Genomic DNA, 25,581 nt, shown 5'->3' on the forward strand with positions numbered 1-25,581 from the left:
GCGGAGGTGGGTCTGGGGTACGGGCCGGTGTTCCAGGGGGTGCGTGCGGTCTGGCGGCGTGGTGACGAGGTCTTCGCCGAAGTCGCCCTGCCCGACGAACAGCGTGCACTGGCCGCCCGGTTCGGTCTGCACCCGGCTCTCCTCGACGCCGCCCTGCACCCGGTCGGACTCGGTCTCCTCGATGTCGGTGCGGACGGTGCGCAGGCAATGCTGCCCTTCAGCTGGAGCGGAGTGTCGCTGTACGCGACCGGCGCCACGGCTCTGCGCGTACGGCTCTCCCCGGCCGGCTCTCGCGGCGTAGCAGTGCACGTGGCGGACGCGCAGGGCGCCCCCGTCGCGGCGGTGGACGTCCTGGCGCTCCGGCCTGTCGCCGACGGCGACGCCGGACAGCCTTCCCGCACGCACGACTCCCTCTTCGACCTGCGCTGGCGCCCCGTCACCATGCCGACATCAGATGGTGTCGAGGACGACGGCGAAATCGCCGTACTCGGTACGGACGACCAGGGGCTGCGGACCGCTCTGGGCTCCGACTCCTACGACGACCTGGACTCCGTCGCCGTGCGGGCTCCCGTACCGACGGCCGTTCTGTGGAGCCCTCGCGGCCTCGACGGAAAGGGTGCGGAGCCGGAGCTGCCCGCCGCGGTGCGGGCCGCGGCGTACGACACGCTGGACGTCGTCAAGGCGTGGCTGGCCGACGAGCGGCTCGCCGACGCGCGTCTGGTGGTGGTCACCCGGGGCGCGGTAGCCGCGGAAGCCGGCGCAGGGGTACCGAACCTGGCCCACGCCCCCGTCTGGGGCCTCGTACGGTCCGCGCAGTCCGAGAATCCGGGCAGGTTCGTGCTGCTCGACCTCGAGCCCGACTCCGACTCCGACTCCGACTCCGACACTGGATCAGGCCCCGGAGCCGACCTCGACTCCGACGACCGCGACGGTGGCGTCGACCGCGGTGGTGTGCCCGCCGACCTGGTGCGCGCGGCCCTCGCGACCGGGGAGCCGCAGCTGGCCCTCCGAGGCGGCGCCCTCCTGGCCCCCCGCCTGGCCCGGACCGAGGCGGCCCGCCCCGACTCCGCCCCGACCGGCCCCGGCATCGACACCGAGCAAGACGCGACCACCGTCACCGCCACCACAGGCACCGTGCTCGTCACCGGCGCCACCGGCACCCTCGGGCGCCTTTTCGCCCGGCACCTCGTCACCGCGTACGGTGTGCGGCACCTGCTGCTCGCAAGCCGCAGCGGTGACGCCGCCCCCGGGGCCGTCGACCTCGTGGAGGAACTGCGCGCTCTGGGCGCCGAGCCGACCCTCGCGGCGTGCGACGTCGCCGACCGGGACGACCTCGCCGCACTCCTCGCCGCCGTGCCCGCCGAGTACCCGCTGACCGGTGTCGTGCACACCGCCGGTGTCCTGGACGACGGCGTCGTCTCCTCGCTCACTCCCGAGCGGCTCGACCACGTACTGCGGCCCAAGGTGGACGCCGCCGTCCACCTGCACGAGCTGACGCGCGACCTCGACCTGTCGTTCTTCGTCGTCTTCTCGTCCGCCGCGTCCACCGTCGGCGCCGCCGGGCAGGGCAACTACGCCGCCGCCAACGCCTTCCTCGACGCGCTGGCCGAGCGGCGACGGGCCCTCGGGCTGCCCGCGACCTCTCTCGCCTGGGGCTTGTGGGCCGAACGGTCCGCCATGACCGGCCACTTGAAGGACACCGATCTCGCCCGCCGGGAGGGCTCCGGTGCCGCCGCCCTGTCCTCGGAGGACGGCCTTGCCCTGTTCGACGCGGCACTGGCCGCGGAGCGCCCCGTTCTCGTCCCGGTCCGTCTCGACCTGACCGTGCTGCGCGCCCAGGCACGGGCCGGCCTGGCCGAAGTCCCCACCGTGCTGCGCGACCTCGTGCGGGTGCCGGTGCGGCGCACCGCGGGCGGCACCGCCGACGGTGCCTCGTCACTGGCGCGGCGACTGGCCGCGCTGCCCACCGCCGACCGGGAGCGCGAGGTACGTTCGCTGGTCCGGGCGGGCGTCGCCGGGGTGCTCGGCTACGCCGGGCCCGACGCGGTCGACGACAAGCGTGCCTTCCGCGACCTCGGCTTCGACTCGCTGACCGCGCTCGAACTGCGCAACCGGCTCAACGCGGCGACTGGCCTGCGCCTGCCCGCCACCCTGGTGTTCGACTATCCGACGCCCACCGTCCTGTCCGCCTTCCTGCTGACCGAGCTGCTCGGCACCGGACCGCAGCCCGGCGCGGACGCGCGGTCCGTGGCGGTGGCCGACGATCCCATCGCCATCGTCGCGATGAGCTGCCGCTACCCGGGCGGCGTCAGCTCGCCGGAGGACCTGTGGCGGCTCGTCGCGTCCGGCACCGACACCGTCGCCGAACTGCCCGGCGACCGGGGCTGGGACCTCGACGGGCTCTACGACCCGGAGCCCGGCCGCAACGGAACCTCGTACACCCGCTCGGGTTCGTTCGTGTACGACGCCCACCACTTCGACCCGGCGTTTTTCGGGATCAGCCCGCGCGAGGCGCAGGCCATGGATCCGCAGCAGCGTCTCCTCCTCGAAGCGGCCTGGGAGGCGTTCGAACGCGCCGGCATCGACCCCGCGTCGCTGCGCGGCAGCCGTACGGGTGTGTTCGCCGGCGTGATGTACCACGACTACTCGTCCCTCGCGTTCGGCGCGTCCGGTGAGGGCATCGACGAGGTGATGGGCTACCTCGGCAACGGCAGCGCGGGCAGCGTCGCCTCCGGCCGGGTCGCCTACACCTTCGGCCTCGAAGGCCCCGCCGTCACCGTCGACACGGCCTGCTCGTCGTCCCTGGTCGCCCTGCACCTGGCGGCCCAGGCGCTGCGCAACGGCGAGTGCACCATGGCCCTGGCGGGCGGCGTCACCGTCATGTCGACGCCCGGCACGTTCGTCGAGTTCAGCCGCCAGCGCGGGCTGTCCGCCGACGGCCGCTGCAAATCCTTCGCGGGTGCCGCGGACGGTACCGGCTGGGGCGAGGGCGTCGGCCTGCTCCTGGTGGAGCGGCTGTCCGACGCGCGCCGCAACGGCCACCAGGTGCTGGCCGTCGTCCGGGGTTCCGCCGTCAACCAGGACGGCGCCTCCAACGGGCTGACCGCACCCAACGGCCCCGCGCAGCAGCGCGTCATCCGGCAGGCGTTGTCGTCGGCCGGGCTCGCCCCGGCCGACGTGGACGCAGTCGAGGCACACGGCACGGGCACGACGCTGGGCGACCCGATCGAGGCACAGGCCCTCCTCGCCACCTACGGCCGGGACCGCGACGAGGACCAGCCGCTGTGGCTCGGCTCCGTCAAGTCGAACATGGGACACACCCAGGCCGCAGCGGGCGTGGCGGGCGTCATCAAAATGGTCATGGCCATGCGCCACGGCACCCTGCCCAGGACTCTCCACGTGGACGAGCCCACCCCGCACGTCGACTGGTCCGAAGGCGCCGTCGAACTGCTCACCGAGGCCCGCCCGTGGCCGGAGCCCGGCCGGCCGCGCCGCGCAGGCGTCTCCTCCTTCGGTGTGAGCGGAACCAACGCCCACGTCATCGTCGAGCAGGCCCCCGCGGCCGCACCCCGGCCGGCCGAGCGGGAGCGGCCCGCGAGCACGCCGGCCACCGCCGTGCCGTGGCTGCTCTCCGCCAAGACCGCCGACGCACTGCGCGACCAGGCGCGCCGCCTGCGCGCCCACATCACCGGCCGCGAGGCACACGACGCCTTCGGTATCGCAACCACCGGTGGTGCCGCTCCCGACGACTTCGGTATCGCAACCACCGGTGGTGCCGCTCCCGACGACTTCGGTATCGCAACCGCCCCCGGTGCGGCTCCCGAGAGCTTCGGCGTCTCAGCCGGCCGCGGCGCCACGCCCGAGGACATCGGCTTCTCACTCGCCGCCACCCGTGCCCGCCTGGAACACCGCGCCGTGGTGGTGGGCGCCGGAACCGAGGAACTCCTCGCCGCCCTCGACGCCCTCGCCACGGGCACTCCCGACCCCCGCGTGGTGGAGCACACCGCCCCGGGCAGCGCGGATCGCACCGTCTTCGTGTTCCCCGGGCAGGGTTCGCAGTGGGTCGGCATGGCCACGGAGCTCATCGGCTCCTCGCCGGTGTTCGCCGGGCGGATGCGGGAGTGCGCGGCGGCCCTGTCGTCGTACGTGGACTGGTCGTTGTTCGACGTGCTCGGCGACGAGGAGGCGCTGGAGCGGGTGGACGTGGTCCAGCCGGTGCTGTGGGCGGTGATGGTGTCGCTGGCCGAACTGTGGCGTTCCCACGGTGTCCGGCCGGCGGCGGTCGTCGGGCACTCCCAGGGGGAGATCGCCGCGGCCTGCGTGGCCGGGGCGCTGTCCCTGGACGACGCCGCCAAGGTGGTGGCCCTGCGCTCCAAGGCCATCCTCGCCCTGTCGGGACGGGGCGGCATGGTGGCCGTACCGCTGCCGCTCGACGAGGTCGAACAGCGGCTGACCGACGGGCTGTCCGTCGCCGCGGTCAACGGCCCGGCCTCCGTCGTCGTCTCCGGTGACGGCGACGCCCTCGACGGCCTCCTTGCCGCCTGCGAGGCCGACGGAGTGCAGGCCCGCCGCATTCCCGTCGACTACGCGTCACACTCCGCGCACGTCGAGGCCATCGAGGAGGAGCTCGCCGAGGTCCTCGCCGGTGTCCGGCCCCGCCCCGCCGACGTGCCGCTGTACTCGGCGGTGACCGGCGACCTCCTCGACACCGAGGTGATGGACGCCGGGTACTGGTACACCAACCTGCGCGGCACCGTCCGCTTCGCCGACGCCGTCCGGGCCCTCGTCCACGCGGGACACCAGGCGTTCATCGAGGTCAGCCCGCACCCCGTACTGACGGTGCCGGTCGCCGAGACCGTCGAGGACCTCGGCGCGCGGGCCGTCGTCACCGGTACGCTCCGCCGCGACCAGGGCGGCTCCGAGCGGTTCGTCACCGCCCTCGCCGAGGCCGAGACGCGCGGCGTGCCCGTCGACTGGCGTCCCCTGTTCACCGGTGCGAGCCGCGTCGACCTGCCCACCTACGCCTTCCAGCGCGAGCGCTACTGGCTGGACGTGCCCGAGGCCGGACGGCAGGCCACCCGGACCACCCACGGTGCCGATGCCGGCGACGAAGGGGAGCGGGAGTTCTGGGACGCCGTCGAACGCGGCGACCTGACGACCGTCGCCGGCGCGCTGCGCGTCGGCGAGGAGTCCGTCGCAGAGATGCTGCCCGCCCTGGCCGCATGGCGTCAGGACCGCCGCCGGAAGTCCACCGTCGACTCCTGGCGCTACCGGATCGGCTGGCAGCCCGTCACCGAACCCGCTACCGCCGTACTCACCGGCATCTGGCTCGTCGTCACCCACACCGACCTGAGCGAGAACCCCTGGCAGCGGGCAGCGCCCGCCGCCCTCGCAGCCGCCGGGGCGGACGTCGTCACGCTCGCCCTCACCGGGGACGAAGGCGGCCTCGGCCTGCTCACCGAGCGGATCCCGGCGGCGCTCGACGGCCGTGAGGCGGCCGGTGTGCTCACCCTCCTGCCGTTGGACGAACGGCCCCACGCCGAGCAGCCCGTCCTGCCACGCGGCGCCGCCACCACCCTCGACCTCGTCCGCGCCCTCGGCGTGCTCGGGCTCACCGCCCCGCTGTGGGCGGCGACCCGTGGCGCCGTCGCGCTGCCCTTCGACGACGAACCCGTCTCCACCGCCCAGGCTCACGTCTGGGGATTCGGCAGGGTCGCCGCCCTCGAACATCCCGACCGCTGGGGCGGCCTCGTCGACCTGCCGGCCAACGCCGACGAGCGCGCCGGTAACCGGCTCGCCGCCGTCCTCGCCGGAACCGACGACGAGGACCAGGTCGCCCTGCGCACCTCCGGCATGTTCGGCAGGCGCCTGCAGCGCGTGCCTCTCGGCGACACCGCCCCCGCCCGGACCTGGCAGCCCCGCGGCACCGTGCTCGTCACCGGCGGCACCGGCGCACTCGGCGCCCACGTCGCCACCTGGCTCGCCCAGCACGGAGCCGAACACCTGGTGCTCACCAGCCGCCGCGGTCCGGCCGCCGACGGCGCCGCCGCCCTGGAGGCACGGCTCACCGGCCTCGGTGCCCGCGTCACCGTCGCCGCCTGCGACGTCACCGACCGCGACGCGCTCGCCGCCCTCCTCGACTCGCTCCCCGGCGACCAGCCGCTGAGCGCCGTCGTGCACACCGCGGGCGTCGGCCAGTCGACGCTCCTCACCGACATCGACACCGCCGAATACGCACGAGTGGCCGGCGCGAAGACCGCGGGCGCCGAACACCTCGACGAACTCCTCGGCGACACCGACCTCGACGCGTTCATCCTCTTCTCGTCGAACTCCTCCACCTGGGGCGGCGGCGGCCAGGCCGCGTACGCCGCCGGCAACGCCCACCTGGACGCCCTCGCCCACCGCCGACGCGCCGCGGGCCGCACCGCCACCGCGATCGCCTGGGGCGCGTGGGGCGGCGACGGAATGGCCGCCGGCGAGGGCACGCAGGAGCACCTGAGCCGCCGAGGCGTCCTGACGATGGACCCCGGCCTGGCCGTGGCCGCACTCGTGCAGGCCGTCGAGAACGACGAGACCACCGTGTCCGTCGCCGACGTCGACTGGGCGCGCTTCGTGCCCGGCTTCGTCTCCGCGCGGCCCAGCCCCCTGCTGCGCTCCCTGCCCGAGGCACAGGCCGCCGCCGAGAGCGGCACCGGCACCGACGGCGCCACCACCGAGGGCGCCACCACCGAGACACCTGAGCTGGTCCGCAAGCTGACCGCCGCCGCCCCGGACGACCGGACACGGATGCTCGTCGAACTGGTCCGGACGAACGCCGCCGCCGTCCTCGGCTACGCCGACCCCACGGCGGTGGAGGCGGGACGGGCCTTCCGCGAACTGGGCTTCGACTCGCTCACCGCCGTGGAACTGCGCAACCGTCTCAAGGCACGCACCGGCCTCGCCCTCACCGCCACCCTCGTCTTCGACCACCCGACGCCCCAGCTCCTCGCCGAGCACCTCGGCGGCGAACTCCTCGGCGTACGCGCGGACGTGGCCGAACCCGACGCCGTGACCACCCCCGTCGACGACGACCCGGTCGCGGTCGTCGCGATGAGCTGCCGCTACCCCGGAGGGATCGCCACGCCGGAGGACCTGTGGCGGCTGATCGCGGCGGGCGGCGACGCCGTCGCCGCGTTCCCCGAGGACCGGGGCTGGGACCTGGACAGCCTGTACGACCCCGACCCGGACGCCTCCGGGAAGAGCTACGTGCGCGGCGGCGGATTCCTCGACAACGCCGGCCACTTCGACGCCGAGTTCTTCGGCATCAGCCCGCGCGAGGCCATGGCCACCGACCCGCAGCAGCGGCTGCTCCTGGAGACCGCCTGGGAGGCCGTGGAACGCGCGGGCGTCGACCCGGGCACGCTGCGCGGCAGCCGCACCGGCGTGTTCGTCGGCTCCAACAGCCAGGACTACGGTTCCCGGATCTACGGCTCCGACGAGGCCGTCGACGGCTACCTGGTGACCGGCAGCGCGGCCGCCGTGATCTCCGGCCGGATCTCGTACGTACTCGGCCTGGAGGGCCCGGCGGTCACCGTGGACACCGCGTGCTCCTCGTCGGCCACCGCACTGCACCTCGCCTGGCAGTCACTGCGCAACGGCGAGTGCACCATGGCCCTCGCGGGCGGCGTCACCGTCATGTCGACACCCGTGGCGTTCATCGAGTTCAGCCGCCAGCGAGGCCTGTCCGCCGACGGCCGCTGCAAGGCGTTCTCCGACGACGCCGACGGCTTCGGCCCGGCCGAGGGCGTCGGCATGGTCCTCCTGGAACGCCTGTCCGACGCGCGCCGCAACGGCCACGAGGTCCTCGCCGTCATCCGCGGATCGGCGGTCAACCAGGACGGCGCCTCCAACGGGCTGACCGCGCCCAACGGCCCCTCCCAGCAGCGCGTCATCCGGCAGGCCCTCGCCACCGCCGGTCTGTCCACCGCCGACGTCGACGCCGTCGACGCCCACGGCACGGGCACGACACTCGGTGACCCGATCGAGGCACAGGCCCTGCTCGCCACCTACGGCCGGGACCGCGACCCCGAGCAGCCGCTGTGGCTGGGCACGGTGAAGTCCAACATCGGTCACACCCAGGCCGCCGCCGGAGTCGCGGGCGTCATCAAAATGGTGCTCGCCCTGCGGCACCGCACCCTCCCGAAGACCCTGCACGTGAGCCGGCCCACCACCCACGTCGACTGGTCGGCGGGCGCCGTCAGCCTGCTCACCGAACCCATGCCGTGGCCCGAATCCGGCCGGCCACGCCGAGGCGCCGTGTCCGCGTTCGGTGTCAGCGGCACCAACGTGCACCTGATCCTGGAGGAGGCGCCCGAGCCCGAACCCACGCCGCCCGCACCGCCCGCCCCCGACGGCACGGGCGCCGCGGACGAGCGGCCGACGAGCCCCGTCCACGTACCGGTACCGCTGTCCGGCCGCACCGAGGAGGCCCTGCGGGACCAGGCACGGCGACTGCTCGGCCACCTCGCCGAGCACCCCGGCCTCCCCCTCGCCGACCTGGGCCGCACCTACGCCACCGGCCGCACCCAGTTCGAACACCGCGCGGTCGTGCTCGCCGACGGTCACCCCACCGTCGTGGACGCCCTCACCGCGCTCGCCGCGGGCAGCGGCACCGGCGCGCTGGTCCAGGGCGTCGCCCGCGGGGAACGCCGCACCGCGTTCGTGTTCCCCGGGCAGGGTTCGCAGTGGGTCGGCATGGCCACGGAGCTCATCGGCTCCTCCCCGGTGTTCGCCGGGCGGATGCGGGAGTGCGCGGCGGCACTGTCGTCGTACGTGGACTGGTCGCTGTTCGACGTCCTGGAGGATGCCGGGGAACTGGAGCGGGTGGACGTGGTCCAGCCCGCCCTGTGGGCGGTGATGGTGTCGCTGGCCGAACTGTGGCGTTCCCACGGTGTCCGGCCGGCGGCGGTCGTCGGGCACTCCCAGGGGGAGATCGCCGCGGCCTGCGTGGCCGGGGCGCTGTCCCTGGACGACGCCGCCAAGGTGGTGGCCCTGCGCTCCAAGGCCATCCTCGCCCTGTCGGGGCTGGGCGGCATGGTGTCGGTGGCCCTGCCCGTCGAGGACGTACGGGAGCGGCTCACCGACGCGCTGTCCGTGGCGGCCGTCAACGGACCCTCGTCCGTGGTCGTCTCGGGCGACGACGCCCAGCTCGACGCACTCCTCGCCGCCTGCGAGGCCGACGGGATCCGGGCCCGCCGCGTCCCCGTCGACTACGCCTCCCACTCGGCGCACGTGGAGGGCATCCACAACGAACTCCTCGCCGTCCTCGCGGGACTCGAACCGCGCACCGCCGACGTCCCGTTCTTCTCCACGGTGACCGCCGACTGGCTGGACACCACCACCATGGACGCCGAGTACTGGTACACCAACCTCCGCCGTACCGTCCGCTTCGAAGAGGCCACCCGCGCACTCGTCGAGCAGGGCTACGGAGTCTTCGTCGAGGCGTCCGCGCACCCCGTGCTGACCATCGGCATCCAGGAGACCCTCGACGACGCCCGCGCCCAGGGCGCCGCGGTCGGCACCCTGCGACGCGGCGAAGGGAACGAGCGGCGCTTCCTCACCTCGCTCGCCGAGGCCCACACACAGGGCGCCGCCGTCGACTGGACCACCGTCCTCGCGGGAGCCGGCGCACTGCGCGCCGACCTGCCGACGTACCCGTTCCAACGGCAGCGCTACTGGGTCGACGTACCGTACTCCGCGCTCGACCCCGTCACCGCCGTCGGCCTGAACGGCACCGAGCACCCGCTGCTCGGCGCCGGAGTCGACATCGCGGGAGGCGACGGCGTCCTGTTCACCGGACTGCTGTCCACCCGTACCCACCCGTGGCTCGCCGACCACGCCGTGGCCGGCGTGATCCTGCTGCCCGGAACGGCGTTCGTCGAACTCGCCCTGCACGCGGGCGACCGGGCCGGCCTGGACCTCGTCGAAGAACTGACCCTGGAAGCACCGCTGGTCCTGCCGGAGCACGGCGCGGTGCAGCTCCAGGTCGTGGTGGAAGCCCCGGACGAGACCGGCCGCCGCCCACTGACGGTGCACGCCCGTCCGGTCGACCTCACCGACGGCGCCGACCCGGCCGAGCAGCCCTGGGTCCGGCACGCCGGCGGAGTCCTCGCCCGGAACGCGGCCACGGCACCGGCCACCCAGACGGCCTGGCCGCCCGCCGGCGCACAGCCCGTGGACGTCACCGACCTGTACGAGCGGATGGCGGACGGCGGCTACGGCTACGGCCCGGCCTTCCAGGGCCTGCGCGCCGCCTGGATCAGCGACGACGAGGTGTACGCCGAGGTCGCGCTGCCCGAGGAGGTCCGCTCCGACGCGGCCCGCTACGGGCTGCACCCGGCGCTGCTCGACGCCGCGCTGCACGCCTCCGCCCTCGGCGGCCTCCTCGACGACGGCGCCAGCGCCCGGCTGCCGTTCGCGTGGACCGGCCTGTCCCTGCACGCGACCGGCGCCTCCGTACTGCACGTACGGCTCACCCGGACGGGACACGAGTCGATCTCCCTCACCGTCGCCGACGGCACCGGAGCCCCCGTTGCCACCGCCGCGAACCTCGCCTTCCGACCGCTCGACGCCGAACAGCTGCAGGGCACGGTCACGGCCGGCGGCGCCGCACTGTTCCGCGTGGAGTGGACGTCGCTGCCCGCCCCGGCCCCCGCCCTGCCGGGCGGCGAGCGGTGGGCGGTCCTGGGTGCCGACGGCACGGAACTGACCGGTGCCCTCAAGGCGGCCGGCGCCGCACCCGAGGTCTTCCCCGACCTCGCCGCACTGCGCGACCACGTCCGGGCCGGCGCGCCCGCCCCCGACACGGTCCTCCTCTCCCTCGCCCACCCGCCGGCGGCGACCACCGAACTGCCCGGCCGGGTACGCGCCGCCGTCTCCGACGGACTGGCCCTGGTCCAGGAGTGGCTCGCCGACGAGTCCCTCGACGCGTCGCGGCTCGTACTCGTCACCCGGCAGGCGGTCGCCACCCGCACCGGCGCACCCGCCGACGACCTCCTCGGTGCCGCGGTGAGCGGCCTGGTCCGTTCCGCCCAGTCCGAGAACCCCGGCCGGTTCGTCCTCGTCGACCTCGACACCGACGACCGCTCCCACCGACTGCTGCCCACCGCCCTGGTCACCGGTGAACCCCAACTCGCCCTGCACGAAGGCGAGATACGCGTACCCCGCCTGCACCGGGCCACGCCCGTCGAAACCCCGGCCGCCGACCCCGCCAACGCCGCCGACGGGCCCCGCTTCGACCCCGAGGGCACCGTGCTCGTCACCGGTGGCACGGGCACCCTCGGCAGTCTCGTCACCCGCCACCTCGTCACCCGGCACGGCGTACGCCACCTGCTGATCGCGAGCCGCAGCGGCGGTGCCGCCCCCCGAGCCGCCGCACTGGAGGCGGAACTGCGCGACGCGGGCGCCGAAGTGACGATCACCGCGTGCGACGTCACCGACCGCGACGCGCTCGCGGAACTGCTGGCCGCCGTGCCCGCCGCTCACCCGCTCACCGCGGTCGTCCACACCTCGGGCACCGTCGACGACGGCATCATCCCGTCCCTCACACCGCGGCACGTCGAGCACGTACTGCGTCCCAAGCTGGACGCCGTCGTCCACCTCCACGAACTGACGGCGACGCTCGACCTGTCGGCGTTCGTGGTGTTCTCGTCCAGCTCCGGCGTGTTCGGCTCACCGGGACAGGGCAACTACGCCGCCGCCAACGCCGCGGTCGACGCCCTGGCCGGCCGGCTGCGGGCCGAAGGCAGGCCCGTCACCTCACTCGCCTGGGGCTTCTGGGCCGAACGCTCCACCCTCACCGGCGACCTGGACAGCGTCGACGTCGACCGGATGGCCCGCTCCGGAGTGGTCGGACTCTCCTCCGACGAGGGACTCGCACTCTTCGACGCGTCCCTCGCGGCGACCGACGCCGCCGTCGTCCCCATCGGCGTGGACCTCCCGGCACTGCGCACCCTGGCCTCGTCCCACACCCTGCCGCACCTGTTCCGCGGCCTCGTACGGGTCCCCGCGCGCCGCCGCGCCGAGTCGGGCGCCACGCCCGTCGTCGAGGACGCGTCATCCTTCGAGCGGCGGCTGGCCGGACTCTCCGCCGAGGAACGCGAAGCCGCCCTCCTCGACCTGGTCCTCTCGCACGTGGCGTCCGTACTGGGCCATCTCTCCGCGAACACCGTCGAACCCGACCGTGCCTTCAAGGAACTCGGCTTCGACTCGCTGACCGCCGTGGAACTGCGCAACCGGCTCAACACGGCGACCGGCCTGCGCCTGCCCGCCACACTGATCTTCGACCACCCGACCCCGGAAGCCCTCGTCGCCCATCTGCACACCGAACTGCCCGGCGGGGCGGCGCCCGGCACGGCCCCGCTGCTCGCCGAGATCGACAAGCTGGAGTTCCTCCTCACGTCGGTCGCCTCGGCACCCGCGGAGACCGACGCCGGCGAACAGGCCCGCGTCGGAGAACGACTGCAAGCCCTCGTGGCCCGTTGGAACACCGCCCTCGGAGCCGCCCCCGACGCCCCGGCCGAGGTCGACGACGACCTCGACACGGCCAGCGACGAGGAACTGTTCGACCTGCTGGAGAGCGAGCTGGGCTCGGACTGAGCCCCGGCCGCCCCTCCACCACACCGTTTACGCCCGCCCCCCGTCCCACCGCTGTTAGGAGCCGATGTCACATGGGGAACGGAGATAAGCTCCGCGACTATCTCAAGCGGGCTACCACGGATCTCCGTCAGGCCCGGCGCAGGGTGCGCGAGCTGGAGGACCGGGACCAGGAGCCCATCGCGATCGTCGCGATGAGCTGCCGGTTCCCCGGGGACGTCGACAGCCCCGAGGCACTGTGGCGGCTGGTGGCCGACGGCACCGACGCCGTCACACCGCCCTACGCCAACCGCGGCTGGGACCTGGACGCCGTCGCCCCCGAGGACGCCGGTCTGTTCCAGGGCGGGTTCCTGCGCGACGCCGACCGGTTCGACCCGGCGTTCTTCGGCATCAGCCCGCGCGAGGCGCTCGCGATGGACCCGCAGCAGCGGCTCCTCCTCGAAACCGCCTGGGAGGCCTTCGAACGCGCCGGCATCGACCCGACGTCCGTACGCGGCGAACGCGTCGGCGTCTTCACGGGCGTCATGTACCACGACTACGGTGCCCGCCAGATCAAGGTGCCCGAAGGCTTCGAGGACGTCGCCGGCTACCTCGGCAACGGCAGCGCGGGCAGCGTCGCCTCCGGCCGCATCTCCTACACCCTGGGCCTGGAGGGGCCGGCGGTCACCGTGGACACCGCCTGCTCGTCCTCCCTGGTCGCCCTGCACCTCGCGGTCCAGGCGCTGCGCCGCGAGGAGTGCACCCTGGCTCTCGCCGGCGGCGTCACCGTGATGGCGAGCCCGGGCATCTTCGGCGAGTTCAGCCGCCAGGGCGGCCTCGCGTCCGACGGCCGCTGCAAGGCCTTCGCCGAGTCCGCCGACGGCATGGGCGCGGGCGAGGGCGTCGGCCTGCTCCTGGTCGAGCGACTCTCCGACGCCCGCCGCAACGGTCACGACGTCCTCGCGGTCGTCCGCGGCTCGGCGATCAACCAGGACGGTGCCTCCAACGGCCTCACCGCCCCGAACGGCCCCTCCCAGCAGCGCGTCATCCGCCAGGCCCTCACCAACGCCGGGCTCACCGCCGCCGAGGTCGACGCCGTCGAGGCGCACGGCACCGGCACCCCCCTCGGTGACCCCATCGAAGCCCAGGCCCTGCTCGCCACCTACGGCCGCAGCCGACCGGAGGAACAGCCCGTCTGGCTCGGCTCGGTCAAATCCAACCTCGGACACACCCAGGCGGCCGCCGGCGTCGCCGGTGTCATCAAGATGGTCATGGCGATGCGCCACGGCACCCTGCCCCGGACCCTGCACGCCGACGTCCCGTCCTCGCACATCGACTGGGAGTCCGGCGCCGTCCGGCTGCTCACCGAGGCCCGTCCGTGGCCGGAGACGGGACAGCCGCGCCGCGCCGCCGTGTCCTCGTTCGGCATCAGCGGCACCAACGCCCACACCCTCCTGGAACAGGCCCCACCGGCCGACGCGGCCGGCGACACCGACCCGGCCGACGACACCAGCGCGGCCGACGGCATCGAGGGCGGCACGCCCGTGCCCGCGCCCGCCGTCGTGCCCTGGCTCCTGTCCGGCCGCTCGGCCGCAGCGCTGCGCGCCCAGGCCGCCCGCCTGCGCGACCACCTGGCGGACCACCCCGGCCTCACGCCCACCGACGTCGGACACACCCTCGCCACCGGCCGCGCCTTCCTGGAACACCGCGCCGTGGTCCTCGGCGACAACCCCGCCGACGGACTGACCGCCCTCGCCGAAGGCCACCCGGACGGTACGACCGTCGAGGGGACCGCCCATGTGACGCGCGGCAAGGTGGCGTTCGTGTTCCCGGGTCAGGGTTCGCAGTGGGCCGGGATGGCCACGGAACTGATCGAGTCGTCGCCGGTGTTCGCGGGGCGGATGCGGGACTGCGCGGAGGCTCTGTCGTCGCATGTGGAGTGGTCGTTGTTCGACGTGCTCGGTGATGCGGATGCGTTGGAGCGGGTGGACGTGGTCCAGCCGGTGCTGTGGGCGGTGATGGTGTCGCTGGCGGAGCTGTGGCGTTCGTACGGTGTCCAGCCCGCGGCGGTCGTCGGTCATTCGCAGGGTGAGATCGCGGCTGCGTGTGTGGCCGGTGCGCTGTCGATCGAGGATGCGGCGAAGGTGGTGGCGCTGCGGTCGAAGGCGATCCTGGCGCTGTCCGGCCTGGGTGGCATGGTGTCGGTGGCGCTGCCGGTGGAGGAGGTCCGGGAGCGGCTGACCGGCGGGCTGTCCGTCGCCGCAGTCAACGGGCCCTCTTCGGTGGTCGTTTCGGGCGATGTGGCCGGCCTGGACGCGTTGCTGGCCGGGTGTGAGGCGGACGAGGTCCGTGCCCGTCGTATTCCGGTGGACTACGCGTCGCACTCGGTGCACGTCGAGGCCATCCGCGACGAGCTCCTGGACGTTCTGGCGGGGTTGGAGCCGCGTGCGTCGGAGGTGCCGTTCTTCTCGACGGTGACGGCTGACTGGCTGGACACGTCGGCGCTGGATGCGGAGTACTGGTACACGAATCTGCGGCAGACGGTGCGTTTCGAGGAGGCGACGAAGGCGCTGGCCGAGCAGGGCCACCGCTTCTTCGTCGAAACCTCCGCCCACCCCGTGCTCACCGTCGGTGTGCAGGAGACCGTGGACGCGGTGGCCGTCGGCTCGCTCAAGCGTGACGAAGGTGGCCTCGACCGCTTCATGACGTCGCTCGCCGAGGGCTGGACCAGCGGGCTCCCGGTCGACTGGAGCGCGTTCCTCACCGGTGGCCGACGCGTCGACCTGCCCACGTACGCCTTCCAGCGCGAGCGGTACTGGCTCGACGCGGTCTCGGCCCAGGAGAGCGCAGGCGGCTCCGACCCCGTCGACGCCGCCTTCTGGGAAGCCGTCGAACGCGAGGACGCGACCGGGCTCGCCGAGACGCTGGGCCTGGACGACGAGGCACTGAACGCGGTGCTGCCCGCGCTGTCCTCGTGGCGCCGCACCCGGAAGGACCGGGTACGGGTCGACGACTGGCGTTACACCGTGAACTGGAAGCCCTTGGCCACCGTGCGCGGCGACGCACCGGCACCGTCCGGTCGCTGGCTGGTCGTCACCGGCGGCGACAGCGCCCTCTCCGAGGACGGCGGTTCCGGTCCGGCACGGCTCCTGGAAGAGCACGGCGCCGACGTGACACTCCTCGAACTCACCGCCACCGGGTCCGGCAGCGCCACCGACCGTACCGCGCTGACCGCGCGCCTGGCCGCCCTGGTGGCCGCCGGCCCTGACACGCTGTTCGAAGGCGTCCTGTGTCTCCTGGGAACCGACGACACTCCGTACGAGCCGTACCCCGTTCTGTCCCGTGGCCTCGCCGGCACCGTGACCCTGACGCAGGCGTTGGGTGACGCCGGGATCGACGCGCCCTTGTGGCTGGTGACGCGGGGTGCGGTGTCGGTGGGCCGTTCGGACCGGCTCGGGAGCGTGGCCCAGGCACAGGTGTGGGGCTTCGGGCGGGTGATGGGTCTGGAGCATCCGGATCGCTGGGGTGGTCTGCTGGATCTGCCCGAGGTGCTGGACGAGCGTGCGGTCTCGCGGTTCCTGAGTGTGCTGGGGGGTGCGGGGGGTGATGAGGATCAGCTTGCGGTGCGTGGGTCGGGTGTGTTCGTGCGGCGGTTGGTGCGGGCGCCGTTGGGGGCTGCGCCGGTGGTGCGGTCGTGGTCGCCGCGTGGGACGGTGCTGGTCACGGGTGGTACGGGTGCGTTGGGTGCGCATGTGGCGCGGTGGGCTGCGGGTAACGGTGCCGAGCACCTGGTTCTGACGAGTCGTCGGGGTGAGGGTGCGCCGGGTGTGGCGGAGCTGGTGGCCGAGCTGACGGGTCTGGGTGCCCGGGTGAGTGTGGTGGCGTGTGATGTGGCGGATCGTGAGGCGCTGGCGGCCGTACTGGCCGAACATCCGCCGACCGCCGTCGTCCACGCCGCCGGCGTAGGCCAGTTGCACCCGCTGATGGACACCGACCTCGAGGCCTTCGCGGGGATCGCCGACGCCAAGGTGTCGGGCGCCCGCCACCTGGACGACTTGCTGGACGGGGCGGAGCTGGACGCGTTCGTGCTGTTCTCGTCGAACGCCGGTGTGTGGGGCGGCGGTGGACAGGGCGCGTACGGTGCCGCCAACGCCTGCCTCGACGCGCTCGCCGAGGACCGCAGGGCACGGGGCCTGACGGCGACCTCCGTGGCCTGGGGCGCCTGGGGCGGAGGCGGCATGGCCGCTCACGAAGGCACCGAGGAACACCTGAGCAAGCGCGGCGTGCGCACCATGCCGGCGGAGCTCGCGGTGTCGGCGCTGGTGCAGGCGGTGGAGCACGACGAGACGTTCGTGGCCGTCGCCGACGTGGACTGGGCGCGTTTCGTGCCCGGCTTCACGGCGGCCCGCCCGCGCCCGCTGCTCTCCGACATCCCCGAGGCGGCGCGGGCCGTGGCAGCCGAGCAGGCCGAGCCCGCCACCGCCGGGGGCTCCGAACTGGCAGCACGCCTGGCCGGCCTGACCGAGGCCGAACAGACCCGCCTGCTCCTGCAGTTGGTCCGCGGGCAAGCGGCGGGAGTGCTGGGGTACGCGTCGGCCGACGCCGTGGAGGCGAACCGGGCCTTCCGCGACATGGGCTTCGACTCGCTCACTGCGGTGGAGGTCCGCAACCGTCTCACCACGGCCACCGGTCTCAAGCTGCCCGCGACGCTGGTCTTCGACTACCCGAGCCCCACCGTGCTCGCCGACCACCTGCGGCGCGAGGTCACCGGCCAGGACGGCACCGCGGCTGACGCCGTGCCGCCCGCCCCGGTGAACGCCGTCGACGAACCCATCGCGATCGTCGGCATGGCCTGCCGCTACCCGGGAGACGTCCGCTCACCGGAGCAGCTGTGGGACCTCGTGGCGTCCGGCACCGACGCGATGACCGGGTTCCCCGCCGGCCGCGGCTGGGACGCGGAGGCTCTCTTCGGCGCGGACTCCACCGTCACGCCCGAGGGCGGGTTCGTGCACGACGCCGACGAGTTCGACGCGGAGTTCTTCGGCATCTCACCGCGCGAGGCCATGGCCATGGACCCGCAGCAGCGCATGCTCCTGGAGACCGCCTGGGAACTCCTCGAACGCGCCGGCATCGACCCGGCGACGCTGCGCGGCTCCCGTACCGGTGTGTTCGTCGGCACCGCCGCGCAGGGATGGGGCGCCACCGTGGCAGGCGTCGAGGAAGGCGTCGAGGGCTACCTCGTCACCGGCGATGCCACCGCCGTCATGTCCGGCCGCCTCTCCTACACGCTGGGTCTCGAAGGCCCGGCGGTGACGGTCGACACGGCCTGCTCCTCCTCGCTCGTCGCCCTGCACCTCGCCACCCAGGCGCTGCGCAACGGCGAGTGCTCCATGGCCCTCGCGGGCGGAGTCACCGTGATGGTCAGCCCCATGGCCTTCCTGGAGTTCAGCCGTCAGCGCGGGCTGGCCGGGGACGGCCGGTGCAAGCCGTTCGCGGAGGCGGCGGACGGTACCGGCTGGGGCGAGGGCGCGGGCCTGCTGCTCGTGGAGCGACTGTCCGACGCTCGCCGCAACGGTCACGAGGTCCTCGCGGTCGTCCGCGGCTCCGCGGTCAACCAGGACGGCGCTTCGAACGGCCTGACCGCCCCGAACGGCCCCTCGCAGCAGCGCGTCATCCGCCAGGCCCTCACCTCCGCCGGGCTCACCCCGGTGGACGTGGACACGGTCGAGGCGCACGGCACGGGCACCACCCTCGGCGACCCGATCGAGGCACAGGCCCTGCTCGCCACCTACGGGCAGGAGCGGGACGGCGCCGGGCCGCTCCTGCTGGGCTCGGTCAAGTCCAACATCGGACACACCCAGTCGGCTTCCGGCGTCGCGGGAGTCATCAAGATGGTCATGGCGATGCGGCATGGAGTGCTGCCGCGGAGCCTGCACATCGACCGTCCGTCCTCACGGGTGGACTGGTCGTCCGGCGCCGTGGAGCTGCTGACCGAGAACGTGCCGTGGCCCGAGACGGGCCGCCCGCGTCGGGCGGCCGTGTCGTCGTTCGGCGTGAGCGGCACCAACGCGCACACCATCATCGAACAGGCTCCCGAGACCGAGGTGCGGCAGCGCCCGGCAGGCACGGACACCGGCGGCGTACTGCCCTGGCTCCTGTCCGCCAAGTCCGCGACCGCGCTCAGGGCCCAGGCGGAACGGCTCCGGGACCGCCTCGACGCGGGGCTCACACCGCTCGACGTGGCATACTCCCTCGCCACCACGCGCACCGCCCTCGAACACCGGGCCGTCGTCATCGGCACCGACGAGAAGGCACTGCGGCGCGGACTCGACCGCGTCGCCCTGGGCGAGACAGCCGCGGGCGTATGCACGGGGACGACACGCCGGGAAGGCCTGACGGCGGTGTTGTTCTCGGGGCAGGGGTCGCAGCGGGCGGGGATGGGCCGGGAGCTGTACGGGGCGTATCCGGTGTTCGCGGAGGCGTTGGATGCGGTGTGTGCGGGGTTCGACCGGGTGCTGGACCGGCCGTTGCGTGAGGTGATGTTCGCCGGGGAGGGTGAGCTGCTGGACCAGACCGGGTTCACGCAGCCGGGTCTGTTCGCTCTGGAAGTGGCCTTGTACCGGCTCACGGAGAGCTGGGGTGTACGGCCGGATTATGTGACCGGGCATTCGATCGGCGAGCTGGCCGCGGCGCATGTCGCCGGGGTGTTGTCCCTTGAGGACGCGGTGACGCTGGTGGCGGCGCGGGGCCGGTTGATGCAGGCGTTGCCGGCGCGTGGCGCGATGCTGGCCGTCGGTACGGACGAGGCTGCGGTGGCCCCGTATCTGGAGGGCCGGGAGGCGGAGGTGTCTCTCGCAGCCGTGAACGGTCCCTCTTCAGTGGTGATCGCCGGTGACGCCGATGTGGTGGGCGAGCTGGGGGACCGGTTCTCCGGGCTGGGGTGGAAGACGAAGAAGCTGCGGGTGAGTCATGCGTTCCACTCGCCGCACATGGACGCGATGCTGGACGACTTCCGCCGGGTCGCCGAGTCGCTGACCTACGCCGCGCCGTCGATCCCGGTCGTGTCGAACGTGACCGGTGAGGCTTCGGCTGATGTCGCTTCCGCCGAGTACTGGGTACGCCACGTCCGCGCGGCTGTCCGTTTCGGTGACGGGGTGCGCTGGCTGGAGGACCAGGGTGTCGGTGTGTTTGTGGAGCTGGGTCCGGACGGTGTCCTGTCCGGTATGGCGCAGGAGTCCCTCACCGGGGACGTGCAGCTCGTCGCCGCTCTGCGCAAGGACCGCTCCGAAGCGGAAGCACTGCTCACGGCCCTGGGCCGTCTGCACGTCGCGGGCGTGACCCCGGACTGGCCGGCGTACTTCTCCGGCACGGGTGCCCGCCGCGTCGACCTGCCCACCTACCCCTTCCAGCGCCAGAGCTACTGGCCGCGTGCTGCGGCGCGGACCGGTGACGTGGCCTCGGTCGGGCAGCTGAGTACGCGGCATCCGCTGCTCGGCGCCTCGGTGGCGCTCGCAGACTCCGACGGTCTGCTGCTGACCGGCCGTATCTCCCGGCAGACGCACCCGTGGATCGCCGACCACACGGTGGGCGGCGCGGTGCTGCTGCCGGGGACAGCTTTCGTCGAGCTGGCGATCCACGCGGGCGATCAGGTGGGGTGCGGCCAGGTGGCCGAACTGACCCTGGAGGCACCGCTGGTACTGCCCGATCGCGGTGGGGTGCAGCTCCAGGTCGCCGTCGGCCCGGCCGGTGACGGGGGCAGCCGCACGCTGACCGTCCACTCACGGCATGAGGGCGCCTCCGCCGACGAGCAGTGGATCCGGCACGCCGGCGGCGTCCTCGTCCCCGAGACAGAAGCGCGGCCGGTCGAGGCGCTCGACGTCTGGCCGCCCGCCGGGGCCGAGCCCCTCACCGTCGAGGGCTTCTACGAACGTCTTGTCGAGACCGGCTACGGCTACGGCCCGGCGTTCCAGGGTCTGCGTGCCGCGTGGCGGCGCGGCGACGAACTGTTCGCCGAGGCCGAGGCCGCCGAGGCCGACGAGGCGGACGCCGCCCGGTTCGGACTGCACCCGGCGCTCTTCGACTCCGCGCTGCACGTCCTCGGTCTGCCCGACGCGGACGGTGGCACACCGCAGGGGGACGGGGCCGGAGCAGCCAGGCTGCCGTTCTCGTGGACCGGACTGCGGCTCCACGCCACCGGTGCCCCGGCGGTACGTGTCCGGCTGACCACCGGTGACTCCGGTGCCGTGGCCGTGACAGTGGCCGACGCCGTCGGACACCCCGTCGCCACGGTGGACGCCCTTGTCTTCCGTGAGGTGACGGCCGGGCAGCTCGCGACGGCACGGGCGACCGAGGCCGGCGCACTGTTCACGGTGGACTGGGCCGCCCCGGCCGAGACGCCCGCGGACGGCATGCCGTACGACGGCTTCGGCGTCCTCGGCGACGCCACCGGAGTCGGCGGCAGCGACGGCCACGGTGTCCACGAGGTGGCGGCGGGGCTCGCCGCCGCGGGCCACACCGTGAGCTCGTTCTCCCGCCTGTCCGAACTCGCCGACGACATCCCGGAGGTCGTACTCCTGCCCTGCGCGGGAGGACCCGAGCCGACCGCGACCGCCGTCCACGAACTGACCGTCCGGACCCTCGGGGTACTGCGTTCCTGGGCCGACGACGAACGCTACGCGGCCTCACGGATCGTGGTGCTCACGCGGGGAGCCGTCGCCGTACGACAGGGTGACCGGACGGATCCGGCCGCCGCCGCCGTGTGGGGACTGGTGCGCTCGGCGCAGTCGGAGCACCCGGGACGCTTCGTCCTCGCCGACCTCGACGGGACGCCCGAAGCGTACGAAGCACTGCCCGCGGCACTGGCCGTGGACGAACCGCAGGTCGCGGTGCGGCAGGGGAACTGCCTGGTGCCGCGCCTCGCGCGGGCCGACACCTGCGCCGTCACCAGCGGCGACAACGCGGCGGCGCAGGGCTCGGGTCCGCTGCCCGTCGACCCCGACGGCACCGTGCTGATCACCGGGGGCACGGGCACTCTCGGCGGCCTGTTCGCCCGCCACCTGGTGACCGCCCACGGCGTACGGCACCTGCTGCTGCTCTCCCGCAGCGGTCGTGAGGCCGACGGAGCCGCCGAACTGGAAGCGGAGCTCGTGGAACTGGGCGCGCAGGTGCGGATCGCGGCCTGCGACGCCGCCGACCGCGACGCCCTGGCCGCCGTACTCGGCACACTGGAGCACCCGCTCACCGGCGTGGTGCACACCGCGGGCGTCGTCGACGACGGTGTGCTGTCCTCGCTGACGCCCGAGCGGCTGTCCGCCGTGCTGCGGCCCAAGGCCGACGCCGCCCTGAACCTGCACGAGCTGACCCGGGACATGGACCTGGCGATGTTCGTGCTGTTCTCCTCGGCCGCAGCCACCTTCGGCGGTGCGGGGCAGGGCAACTACGCGGCGGCGAACGCCTTCCTCGACGCCCTCGCCCAGCACCGCCGGGCGCAGGGCCTGCCGGGACAGTCGCTGGCCTGGGGCATGTGGGCGAAGCGCTCCACCATGACCGGCGAACTCGGTGAGGCCGACCTGGCCAGGATGAGCCGCGGCGGATTCGGTGCGCTGACCACGGAACACGGCCTCACGCTGTTCGACACCGCGGCCGCTGCCGGACACGCCCTGCTCGTGCCGATACCGCTCGACCTCGCACAACTGCGGGAACAGGGCGACGCCCTGCCGCCGCTGCTGCGCGGCCTGGTCCGCACCCCGGCACGGCGCGGTGAAGCCGCGTCCGGACGCACCGGGCGGGACAACGGTCCGACGCTGGCCCAGCGGCTCGCCGGCCTGACCGAGGAACAGCGTCTTGCCGCGCTCGCCGACCTGATCGCCGAACACGTCGCCGCCGTGCTCGGCTACTCGTCGGCAGCGGCGGTCGACCTCAGGCGGCCGTTCCAGGAAATGGGATTCGACTCGCTGACGGCGGTGGAGCTGCGCAACCGCGTGAACGCTGCCACCGGTCTGCGCCTGCCCCCCACTCTCGTCTTCGACAATCCCACACCCCAGGACCTCGCCGCGCACCTGCGCGACGAGCTGCCGCTCGACGACACCGCCGCCACACCGTCGATCGACACGGAACTGGACAAGCTGGAGTCATTGCTGTCCGGCCCCGCCCTCGCCCTCGGTGACCGGGCACGCGTCGAACAACGGCTCCGAACCTTCCTCGCGCTGTGCACGGGTGCCGGCACCGCGACCGAGGACGACGACAACAGCGACCTCGCTGGCGCGACCGCGGACGAGCTCTTCGACCTCATCGACAACGAGCTCGGAACGGTCTGAACCCGATGAACCACCCTTCTCCCTCTTGGTCTTCCAGCCGAGGAGCTGACTCCATGCCCAACGAAGAGAAATTCCTCGAGTACCTCAAGCGCGTCACCGCCGACCTCCGTGACGCCCGCAAGCGACTGCGCGAGGTGGAAGACCAGGACTCCGAGCCCATCGCCCTGGTGGCCATGGGATGCCGCTACCCGGGCGGCATCACCACACCCGAAGACCTGTGGCGCCTCGTCGCCGACGGGGCCGACGGCGTGTCGCCGTTCCCCACCGACCGGGGCTGGGACCTGGAAGGCCTCTACGACGCCGACCCGGGCAACAGCGGTACCAGCTACACCAGCCAGGGCGGGTTCATCGAGGGGGCCACCGAGTTCGACGCCGACTTCTTCGGCATCAGCCCGCGCGAGGCGCTCGCCATGGACCCGCAGCAGCGGCTCCTCCTGGAGACCGCCTGGGAGACCATCGAGCGCGCCGGTATCGACCCGTCCTCGATGCGCGGCAGCCGCACGGGCGTGTTCGTCGGCGCCTACTCCCAGGGCTACGGCAACGCCCTGGAGGCCTCGCAGGAGGCCGCGGCCCTCGAAGGACACGTCGCCACCGGCGCGGCCACCAGCATCGTGTCCGGCCGCATCTCCTACACCCTGGGCCTGGAGGGCCCCGCCCTCACGCTCGACACGGCCTGCTCCTCCGCCCTCGTCGCCCTGCACCTCGCCTGCCACAGCCTGCGCAGGGGTGAGTGCTCCATGGCCCTCGCCGGTGGTGTCGCAGTCATGGCCACCCCCGGCGCGTTCACCGAATTCAGCCGCCAGCGCGGACTCGCCTCCGACGGACGGTGCAAGGCCTTCTCCGCCGACGCCGACGGCACCGGCTGGAGCGAGGGCGTCGGCCTGCTGCTCCTGGAGCGGCTCTCCGACGCACAGCGCAACGGCCACCGCGTCCTCGGCGTCATCCGGGGCAGCGCGGTCAACCAGGACGGCGTCAGCAACGGCCTGACCGCTCCCAACGGCCGTTCCCAGCAGAAGGTGATCCGCCAAGCCCTGGAGGGCGCCCGCCTGACCACGGCCGACGTGGACGCGGTGGAGGCGCACGGCACGGGCACCGCGCTCGGCGACCCGATCGAGGCGCAGGCGCTGCTCGCCACCTACGGCCAGGACCGTGAGCCGGACCATCCGCTGTGGCTCGGCTCCATCAAGTCGAACATCGGCCACTCCCAGGCCGCGGCCGGGGTCGCCGGTGTCATCAAGATGGTCATGGCGATGCGGCACGGCGTCCTGCCCAAGACCCTGCACGTCAGTGAGCCGACCCCGAACGTGGACTGGGAGGCCGGCGCGGTCGAACTGCTCACCGAGGCACGCCCGTGGCCCACCGCCGACCGTCCGCGCCGCGCGGCCGTCTCGTCGTTCTCCTTCAGCGGCACCAACGCCCACGTCATTCTCGAACAGGCGCCCGCGGAGACCGGCGAAGACGAAGCCACCGAAGCCGCGCAGCCCGCCCCGCAGCAGCCCGCCGTCCTGCCGTGGACCCTGTCCGGCAAGTCCTCCAAGGCCCTGGTCGCTCAGGCGGTGCGGTTGCGGGATCATCTGGTGGCTCATCCGGGTCTGTCCGCGTTCGACGTCGGCTATTCGACGGTTGTGTCCCGTGCGGGTCTGGATCACCGGGCCGTGGTTGTGGCTGCGGATCAGGCGGCGGCGGTGTCGGTGCTGGCCGAGGACGGTTCCGCGGCGGGGGTCGTGCGTGGTGTCGCGGATCTGCGCGGCAAGGTGGCGTTCGTGTTCCCGGGTCAGGGTTCGCAGTGGGTGGGCATGGCCACGGAGCTCATGTCTTCGTCTCCGGTGTTCGCGGGGCGGATGCGGGAGTGTGCGGAGGCTTTGTCGTCGCATGTGGAGTGGTCGTTGTTCGACGTGCTCGATGATGCGGAGGCGTTGGAGCGGGTGGACGTGGTCCAGCCGGTGCTGTGGGCGGTGATGGTGTCGCTGGCGGAGCTGTGGCGTTCGCACGGTGTCCAGCCCGCGGCGGTCGTCGGTCATTCACAGGGTGAGATCGCGGCTGCGTGTGTGGCCGGAGCGCTTTCCCTCAGTGACGCGGCGAAGGTGGTGGCGCTGCGGTCGAAGGCGATCCTGGCGCTGTCGGGCGCCGGTGGCATGGTGTCGGTGGCGCTGCCGGTGGAGGAGGTCCGGGAGCGGCTGACGGACGGCCTGTCGGTGGCTGCGGTCAACGGGCCTTCTTCCGTGGTGGTTTCCGGGGATGCGGGGGAGCTTGACGCGCTGCTGGCCGGCTGTGAGGCGGACGAGGTCCGTGCCCGTCGTATCCCGGTCGACTACGCCTCGCACTCGGTGCACGTGGAGGCCATCCGCGAGAAACTGCTGGACGTCTTGGGCGGGTTGGAGCCGCGTGCGTCGGAGGTGCCGTTCTTCTCGACGGTGACGGCTGACTGGCTGGACACGTCGGTGATGGACGCGGAGTACTGGTACACGAATCTGCGGCAGACGGTGCGTTTCGAGGAGGCGACGAGGGCGCTGGCGGAGCAGGGCTACCGCTTCTTCGTGGAGGCTTCGGCGCATCCGGTGCTGACTGCTGGTGTGGAGCAGTCTCTCGACGGCGCTGGGGTCGATGGGCTGGTGCTGGGTTCGTTGCGGCGTGATGAGGGCGGGCTGGAGCG

The 25,581-nt window shown here is 73.3% G+C and carries 3 protein-coding genes; all 3 read left to right on the forward strand.

The window, feature by feature from the left end; all coding sequences use genetic code 11:
• Positions 1-12,636: SDR family NAD(P)-dependent oxidoreductase (locus ACH4F2_RS34295; RefSeq protein ID WP_398136626.1), on the forward strand; the 12,636-nt coding region annotated here is incomplete at its 5' end.
• A 71-nt stretch (positions 12,637-12,707) separates the two neighbouring features.
• Complete coding sequence (locus ACH4F2_RS34300) at positions 12,708-22,928, forward strand: type I polyketide synthase (RefSeq protein WP_398136627.1); 10,221 nt, start codon at positions 12,708-12,710, stop codon at positions 22,926-22,928.
• Between the two features lie 53 nt (positions 22,929-22,981).
• On the forward strand, positions 22,982-25,581 hold a 2,600-nt coding region (locus tag ACH4F2_RS34305; RefSeq protein WP_398136628.1), incomplete at its 3' end, for a type I polyketide synthase.

Source organism: Streptomyces sp. NPDC017890, assembly GCF_044328675.1.
Lineage (GTDB): Bacteria > Actinomycetota > Actinomycetes > Streptomycetales > Streptomycetaceae > Streptomyces.

Coding starts and splice junctions, on each gene's coding strand:
- ACH4F2_RS34300 (WP_398136627.1), top strand. CDS start 12,708: ATGGGGAACGGAGATAAGCTCCGCGACTATCTCAAGCGGGCTACCACG.